Source organism: Daejeonella sp. (genome assembly GCF_030695525.1).
GTDB lineage: Bacteria > Bacteroidota > Bacteroidia > Sphingobacteriales > Sphingobacteriaceae > Daejeonella.
Map to the genome: position 1 here is coordinate 1 of NZ_JAUYSS010000023.1, position 7,794 is coordinate 7,794.

Consider the following 7,794-nt stretch of genomic DNA (forward strand, 5'->3'; position numbering starts at 1 on the left):
GTAATAGAGATCATAATTGACTCTTCGCTGCATCGAACCCGGTGCAGAGGTTTCTCCCCTGCAGCCATTCACCTGGGCATAACCTGTAATCCCTGGTTTTACAAGATGCCGTAGCATATAACGATCTACATTTTGGATGGATTGTCAGATTGTTTTACAGACCATAATTCTTACCATTAAAGGAGATCAGAATGCTTATTAATAAACAAAAACAGGTTTTCCGCTTCTCTGTCATTTTGTTTTTCCTTACTCAATTGACCCTTGGCAATGTACAGGCACAAATAGTATGGGAGAACCCAAAACTTCCAATTAATAGCTTCCTCTCAAGGCAGGCACAAAAGGGGAACATCAATATTGCAGACTTCATTCTTCCAATGAACAGAAAGGAAATTGCTTTCAACCTGTCTGCACTTAAAGATTCCCTTCACAAATTATCAGCCATAGAAAAACAGGAACTTGCTTTTTACCTGCAGGAGTACACTGAATTCAATAATAACAGGGTTGATAGTACTCTATTTTTTAAAAAGGATCCTTATCAACGCTGGAGGGCTTTTTCGGCTGAAGAGGGCGATTTTCTTGTAAGAATTGATCCTGCTGTAGGTTTTGAAACGACTCAGGGTGGAAGTAAAAATCTCCTTAAAATGAGTAGTGGATTGCAGCTTTGGGGTCATATGGGAAAAAATGTTTCTTTTCAGGCATTTTTCACAGATATTACCGAATACGGAACCGGTATTGACACAATCAGGCAGTTTAGCAATGAAACAGGCTTAGTTAGATTCGAAAATGTTAAAAAGGATTCCAAATTGCTCAGTTACAGTAATTTAAGAGGCAGCGTGGGCTATGAATTCAAGAATGGATCTGTAAGTTTGGGAAATGACCAGTTATTGTGGGGTTATGGTGAAAATGGCAGGCTGGTTATGTCTGATAAGGCCCCTACCTATCCCTTTATCCGACTTGATTACCAACCTCTAAAATGGGTTAAATTCCATTATGCCCATACCTGGCTGCAATCTGCAATTACTGATTCTGCCCGATCCTATCCGAAAGGAAACACAATTTACGGCAGCGACCGCGAAATTTACGTGTCTAAATTTATGGCAACCCATAGCCTTAACTTCTTTCCAGTAAAGGGAGTATCACTCAGTATTGGTGAATCAATTATTTACAGCGACAAAATGGACCCGGGATACCTGATACCTGTTATGTTCTTTAAAGCATATGATCAGATTACAAGCAGATACAGAATAAATTCGGGCTCTAACGGACAATTTTTCCTGCAGGCAAGTTCAAGAAACCATATAAAAGGCTTGCACCTCTATTCGACACTTTTCATTGATGAAATCAGGGCTTCAGAAATATTTAACAGGAATAAGAGCCGGAATCAGGTTGGATTTAATGCCGGGGCATCAATCACTGATGTTTTTTTACCATACCTGACACTAGGGATGGAATACACAAGGATTAATCCCTTTGTTTACCAAAACTTAATACCTGCTCAAACCTATACAAATCAAAACTATTTAATGGGCGACTGGATTGGTCAGAATGCAGACAGGCTTACGGCCTGGTTAAAATATAATCCTATGCCCCGCTTGTCAACAAAAATTCGTCTGGACTATATACGCAAAGGTGATAATGGTTCGCTGGAGGATCAGTATTATGCAGAGCCTCAACCCCGATTTTTAAGCTCGAATGTCGGGATTCAAAAGCAATTACTCATTGAAGCGGGTTATGAAATGATCAACAACCTCCACATCAAAGGCTCGTATTTTAAACAGGGTGGTATCATTCGTCCGGATTTACAGACCGCAGCGGTACCGAATGAGTTTCGATTTGGGGTGAGTTATGGGTTTTAGGGAGCCTCACCACAGCCCTCTCCAAAGGAGAGGGAGACGGACGGAGTATCATTGCGACCTGTCATTGCGATTTGACAATACGACCTGTCATTGCGATCCGCCCAAGGCGGAGAAGCAATCTCCTTACTATTCCTAATATTAATCGTCGTGCCTACCAGTCCGGTCAGACGGCCTTAATCGCAAGGACAATGAAGTGCTGAGCGATTGATTGAGGTGGCGGGTCAAGCCCGCCATGACAACCGTTGGTGGGAGAAAAGGAGATTCCGGCGCGAAGGCCGGAATCTGACTACAGTGCTGGAAATGATTTAAGAAACCATTTTTCTGCTAAATCATTCCAATTCGGGTTGTTTATTTCAATAAGGGCATTTTTCCAGGCTCTTTTCCAATTTTTCAATTGCTTTTCTCTGGCAATGGCCAAATTGATGTCCTCAAATGGCTCATACCAAACGAGCTTATTACAATTGTATTGGTTTGTGAATCCCTTTAATACTTTCATTTTATGCTCATAAACTCGTTTTCTAATATTATTTGTCACGCCAGTATACAGCACATTGTTATATTTATTTGCAAGCATGTAAACAAAATATTCGTTCATATATTAAAAATACCCGCATTTAATTTTTGTGCTAATTAATATGAATGAATGGTACTGTTTAATTATTAAAAGGAAAAATTGCGCTGCTGCCAGGCCTTAATGCAATCCGATTCCGGCCCCCGCGCCGGAATCTCCTGTTTTTTAAAATCGGTTTGTCATCGTGGCGAAAGCCACGACCTCCTTTTTTAATACCTATTTTAACATATCAAACCCCACGACCTCCTTTTTTAATACCTATTTTAACATATCAAAAGCCACGACTTCCTTTTTTTAATACTGTTTGTCAATACGAAAGAAACACTTCTATACTAAAATCGGTTTGTCATTGTAATTGTGTCGAAAGTCACGCGCCCATTCATAATTAATATTTGTCCAGATTTTTTCTCTTAAGCAATGCTATTACTCCTCCCGCATTGATTGGACACTTCATTATAATAGATAAAATTTGTGGCTAAACGGTAGCATAGAGAAGTTGCGAGACTGATTTTTTAATAATAGGGTTAATTCTAAAGACATTAGATTTAAAATCAATTACTCCTTTTCTATGTGCTAATTATAACAGGAACGCTTATTGCATTAAATATTTATATTTGCAAAATCTAAATAAAATCATGCGTATTAAATTCTTAATATATATTCTGATTACCGGTCTGGTTTTATCGTTCCAGCAAAGCCGGGCACAGAATATATCCCTCGATAAACTCCAGAATGTAAAAGTAGACCAGCTTAGCGATGCCCAAATATCAGAAGCCTGGAAGAGAATACAGGATCTGGGGATCCCTGAACAGGAAGCTTATAAGCTAATGGAACAAAGAGGTATGGATCCAATCGAGCTTAACCTTTTTAAGCAAAGAATAAGCCTGCTTGGTCTGAATAAGAGTGGAACCAAAATTTCTGAGATCAATAAGAAAGACGATATTGATTTCAGCAGGGATACTGTAAATCTTGTCAAAAAACCTGTTTCAATAGAAGCAATAAAACCAACGCAAAATTCTGCATTAAGTATTTACGGGACTGAATTCTTTAATCAGACTTCTATAAAATTCGACCCTGATTTTAATGTTGCAACTCCAAAAGGCTATGTTTTAGGTCCGGGTGATGAACTGATAATACTATTAACCGGTCTTAATGAAAGTAGTGTACGTTCTAAGATCAGTCCGGAGGGGAACCTTCAAATCCCATATGCTGGAATTGTTTATGTGAATGGTTTTACAATTGAACAGGCCACCGCTCTGATCAAAACCAAAATGGCAAGAGTTTACCCATCACTAAATAGTGGCCAAAGCTCTTTGACTATTAATCTGGGAAGTACACGAACCATAAAAGTAACCCTGGTAGGGGAAGTAAAAACACCCGGATCATACACTATTTCATCACTTTCTACCCTATTCAATGCCCTATATCTTTCGGGAGGTCCTTCCCTGAATGGCTCATTGCGAAATATCGAACTGATACGCAATAATAAAATTTATAAAACCGTCGACTTTTACACCTTCCTGCAGCAAGGCCTGATGGATGGAAATATCCGTCTGGATGATCAGGATGTGATCAATTTCCCGGTTTATCGAAAAAGAGTAAGCATTTATGGCGAGGTTAAAAGGCCGGCGATATACGAGCTGAAGCCGGAGGAACAGCTGGATGACCTGATCAGGTTTGCTGGCGGATATACGGATATCGCCTATCGGTCTATTGCAAAAATAGATCAGATAACTGAACTGGAGCGGGAAGTAAAAGATGTTCCTGCAAGTCTCTTCAGCGACTTTGTTCCACGAAATGGTGATCGGGTTGAAATCGGATCTATCCAAAACAAATATGCAAACCGTGTAATTCTCGAAGGAGCTGTGAACCGTCCGGGAGTTTATGAACTAAGTTCGGGATTGAGTCTCTCAGAACTTCTGAAGAAAGCCGATGGATTGAAACCTGAAGCCTATTTAGAACGTGCTTATATCAAACGGACTCTCCCAAATCTGGAGAAAGAGTTTATTTCATTCGATCCTAAAACCATTGTTAATGGCAAATCAGATATTCCCCTGCTAAGGGAAGACTCTGTTATGATTCAGGACCGGTCAGAATTTATTACCGACCAGTATATCACAATAAACGGAAATGTTAAAAATCCGGGCACCATTCTTTACCGAAAAGGGCTGAAGCTCACTGATGTAATCGCATTGTCTGGCGGATTAAATGAGCAGGCTGCCGGACATCACATTGAAATTTCCAGGATTATCAAAAACAGCTCTGATAGTGTAGCTAATCAGTTGGTGGAAACCTTTACTATTAATCTGGATATTGCGGGACAAAGTTCTCAGGATATCGAACTCCAGCCACTCGATTATATCAATGTACCAAGGCTTGTTAATTTCAGGCCATTAGGCAATATTTATGTGAAGGGCGAAGTATTATTCCCTGGTGAATATGCAGTCCAGAAAAGAGATGAAACCGCACTCGACTTTATTCAAAGAGCAGGCGGACTTAGCCCTTACGGATCATTGGAAAGTGCTCAGATTTACCGGAACAGAATACGGGTTGACCTCGATTTAACTCAGAGCACAATAGATCCGATAACTAGAAAAAGCATGATCCTTCTACCCGGAGACAGTATTTACATACCACGCATAATTTCTTTTGTTCAGGTTTCAGGTGCGGTCAGTAATCCTCAGTATGTTAGTTATCAGGGTAGAAGATTTAAGTATTACATCAATGCTGCAGGAGGTGTTCTTGAAGATGCCCGTATTAAAGGTGCATATGTACAATACCCAAATGGTCTGAATAAGCCTGTGCGCAACTTCCTGTTTTTTAGAAACTACCCTTCGGTAAAACCGGGTAGCACCATTACTGTTCCAAAGAAGAATCCTGACAATAAGCTCAGGTTAGGATTTGCAGAAATTTCAGGAATTACTTCTGCTGTAACAGCCCTTATTGGCCTGATTGCAATTTTAACCAGATAATATGAAGCAGGACAATTACCCTTACGAGCCGGAATATTCATTCAGACAGACCATTGAAGGCCAATGGGAAAACGTTCTTTATTTATGGAGTAAAAAGGGAAAGCTGATTGCTTTTGGTATCCTGGGAGCACTACTGGGAATAGTTTATGCCTGGCTAAAGCCAATTACCTATACTTCAAGATTAACCTTTGTGGTGGAAGAATCCAAAGCAGGTGGGGGCTCGCTTCTTTCAGGACTTGCAGGCCAGCTTGGGTTTGATCTTGGTGGTTTATCCGGTACCGGAGGAGTGCTGGCCGGTGATAATGTCCAGCAATTATTGCGAAGTCAGAAAATGATCAAAAATACGCTCCTAACCCCTTTTGGTGATTCGAGTACTGTTTCTATCGCTGATGAATATGCCAGAACCGCCAAATTAAGTGAAGCATGGGGTAAAAAATATAATGAAGGGAAGCCGGTCCGCTTTCCGGTCAATTCCGACAACTATACCCGGCTACAGGATAGTTTATTACAGGTAATAATCAAACGGATAACTGATAAAGAATTGGCAGTAGGAAAACCGGATAAGAAATTAAGTTTTTTCGAAGCTACAGTTACCATGCACAATGAGGCACTGGCACAGGTTTTTACAACCAGGCTAATTGATCAGGCAACCCGCTTTTATATTGATACCAAAACCAAAAGACAGCGCAACAATGTAAACAGATTACAGGCAAGGGCCGATAGTATTGGAATACTTCTTAATCAGAAAACCTATTCCGCATCACAGGCTAACAGTATTATGCTTGACGTAAACCCCGCCTATCCTACTGCTAATGTTGGGCTTGAGTTAAAGCAAAGAGATAAACTTGTCTTGCAAACGATTTATGCCGAGATTGTAAAAAATCTGGAAATTAGCAGAACCATGTTAATACAGGAAACCCCAACTTTCCAGGTCGTTGATGAACCCGAATTACCTCTTAAAAAGAACCGTACAGGTTATCTGATGTCTATAATTTATGGGGGATTAATTGTAGGAATTGCAGGAGCATTGTATTTGCTGCTTAGCAGGAAACAAGTTGACAAATATAGTTGAGAATGGAGAGTGGAGAATGGAGAATTGCTAAAATAAAATAATACCTATTGGCATTTGCTAATTTACTCATTTTCAAATTATCTAATTTCCCCCCATCGACAAATAGACAAATCATCTCATCGACAAATTATACTCATTTGCTAATTTTCAAATTCTCTAATTTGCTAATTCCTACTTCCACTTCCCCCTAAAAAACATTCTTAATGCAATTTTCTTTTGCAACCAGGATTTGCCTTTTAGATTTAAGAACCGGATAAATAAGTCCTTTTGATCAGGGCTCAATTTGTCTTGAAATGTTTTATAGAATTCAGCAGCAAAGCTGATCTGATCTTCAAACAGGTCATTCTTTTTAAAGGAATGAATAATTTCAGCATATAGCCGGCCCAGCCTTCCTTTCTTCTTAAAACCTCCAACTTCTGACGCATTATCTCTGTGGCTCCTGTAATAGACCTGAGGCTCAGGCACAATGTCTGCCATTCCAAAAGTATAGGCTATCATTGAGATCCATGTATCATGATTTAAAGCCCCCTGCTCAGGTATCGTGGAAAAGTAAGAACGCATTGCCGGGTTCATCAGCATGGTACATCCATTAACAAAACAACCAAAAAATAAGGTCTCCAGGCAATATATGTATCCTCCCTGACCCAATTCATCCCTGAAGGAGGGATTAATCAGATTTTTATCTTGGTCAACCAGAATCAGATCTGAATAAACTATAGCCGGAGAATCAGGTTCATCCATCTTTTGAATGTACTCAGCAGCCAGACTAAGTTTGGTGGGCAGCCAGATATCATCCTGATCAGATAATGCAATATAATTCCCGGGATTGCAGAGTGAAACTGCCCTCTTAAAGTTCCCTATAAAGCCGAGTCTTTCTTCATTTATATAATAATTAAGAAGTCCCCTGTTCCGGTAATTCTCGAGAATTTCAGGTGTATTATCAGTTGATTGATCGTCACAAATAATGATTTCAGCAGGTCTGAGTGTTTGAGAAAGGATCGAATCCAACTGTTCCTCGAGATATAGGCCTCCATTATAGGTAGCCATGGCGACAGATATTAAAGGAAATTCAGAGATTCTCGTTTCAGTGTTAATCATTCTTCCGAAATAAGCCGGTATGCTGCATAGATATTTAGACCTCTAAATTAAGAAATTATATTATCGTTAGCAGAGACCCGAGAGAATGAGCAAATTTGTGAATCACTGTTGTCCGGTAAAAATAAGATGTTTAAAAATATCCTTTTAAAAAGTATCCTGAACGATTTTATTTCCTGATTTCAAAAAGCAAGCCCCGCTGTTAGCGCACTCGCTCAATAGGCCCCG

At 39.8% G+C, this 7,794-nt stretch carries 6 protein-coding genes; 3 read left to right on the forward strand and 3 right to left on the reverse strand.

Annotation, left to right across the window (positions count from 1 at the left end; all coding sequences use genetic code 11):
* On the reverse strand, nt 1–138 hold a 138-nt coding region (locus Q8S11_RS05345), incomplete at its 3' end, for a sugar transferase (protein WP_371135128.1).
* Nucleotides 139–191: 53 nt separating this feature from the next.
* Between Q8S11_RS05345 and Q8S11_RS05350 the strand changes: the two genes are divergently transcribed.
* Complete coding sequence (locus Q8S11_RS05350) at nt 192–1,856, forward strand: capsule assembly Wzi family protein (protein WP_305661043.1); 1,665 nt, start codon at nt 192–194, stop codon at nt 1,854–1,856.
* A 286-nt stretch (nt 1,857–2,142) separates the two neighbouring features.
* Here Q8S11_RS05350 and Q8S11_RS05355 read toward each other — a convergent pair whose 3' ends face one another.
* Nucleotides 2,143–2,451: a GIY-YIG nuclease family protein gene (locus Q8S11_RS05355; RefSeq protein ID WP_305661044.1), complete on the reverse strand. Its 309-nt coding sequence runs from the start codon at nt 2,449–2,451 to the stop codon at nt 2,143–2,145.
* Nucleotides 2,452–3,062: 611 nt separating this feature from the next.
* Between Q8S11_RS05355 and Q8S11_RS05360 the strand changes: the two genes are divergently transcribed.
* Together Q8S11_RS05360 and Q8S11_RS05365 are read left to right on the forward strand one after the other, a co-directional pair.
* Complete coding sequence (locus Q8S11_RS05360) at nt 3,063–5,399, forward strand: SLBB domain-containing protein (protein WP_305661045.1); 2,337 nt, start codon at nt 3,063–3,065, stop codon at nt 5,397–5,399.
* A 1-nt stretch (nt 5,400) separates the two neighbouring features.
* Entirely contained in the window at nt 5,401–6,471 is a 1,071-nt protein-coding gene (locus Q8S11_RS05365) for a hypothetical protein (RefSeq protein WP_305661046.1), read from the forward strand.
* A gap of 171 nt (nt 6,472–6,642) precedes the next feature.
* Here the strand turns inward: Q8S11_RS05365 and Q8S11_RS05370 are convergent, their stop codons facing one another.
* Nucleotides 6,643–7,518, reverse strand: coding sequence for a glycosyltransferase (locus tag Q8S11_RS05370; protein WP_305661047.1), 876 nt, complete (start codon nt 7,516–7,518; stop codon nt 6,643–6,645).
* Between the last annotated feature and the right edge of the window lie 276 nt (nt 7,519–7,794).

Excerpts from the sequence above, each read along its gene's own strand:
- Q8S11_RS05350 (WP_305661043.1), top strand. The coding sequence starts at position 192 with ATGCTTATTAATAAACAAAAACAGGTTTTCCGCTTCTCTGTCATTTTG.
- Q8S11_RS05370 (WP_305661047.1), bottom strand. The coding sequence starts at position 7,518 with ATGGCTACCTATAATGGAGGCCTATATCTCGAGGAACAGTTGGATTCG.
- Q8S11_RS05365 (WP_305661046.1), top strand. The coding sequence starts at position 5,401 with ATGAAGCAGGACAATTACCCTTACGAGCCGGAATATTCATTCAGACAG.
- Q8S11_RS05355 (WP_305661044.1), bottom strand. The coding sequence starts at position 2,451 with ATGAACGAATATTTTGTTTACATGCTTGCAAATAAATATAACAATGTG.
- Q8S11_RS05360 (WP_305661045.1), top strand. The coding sequence starts at position 3,063 with ATGCGTATTAAATTCTTAATATATATTCTGATTACCGGTCTGGTTTTA.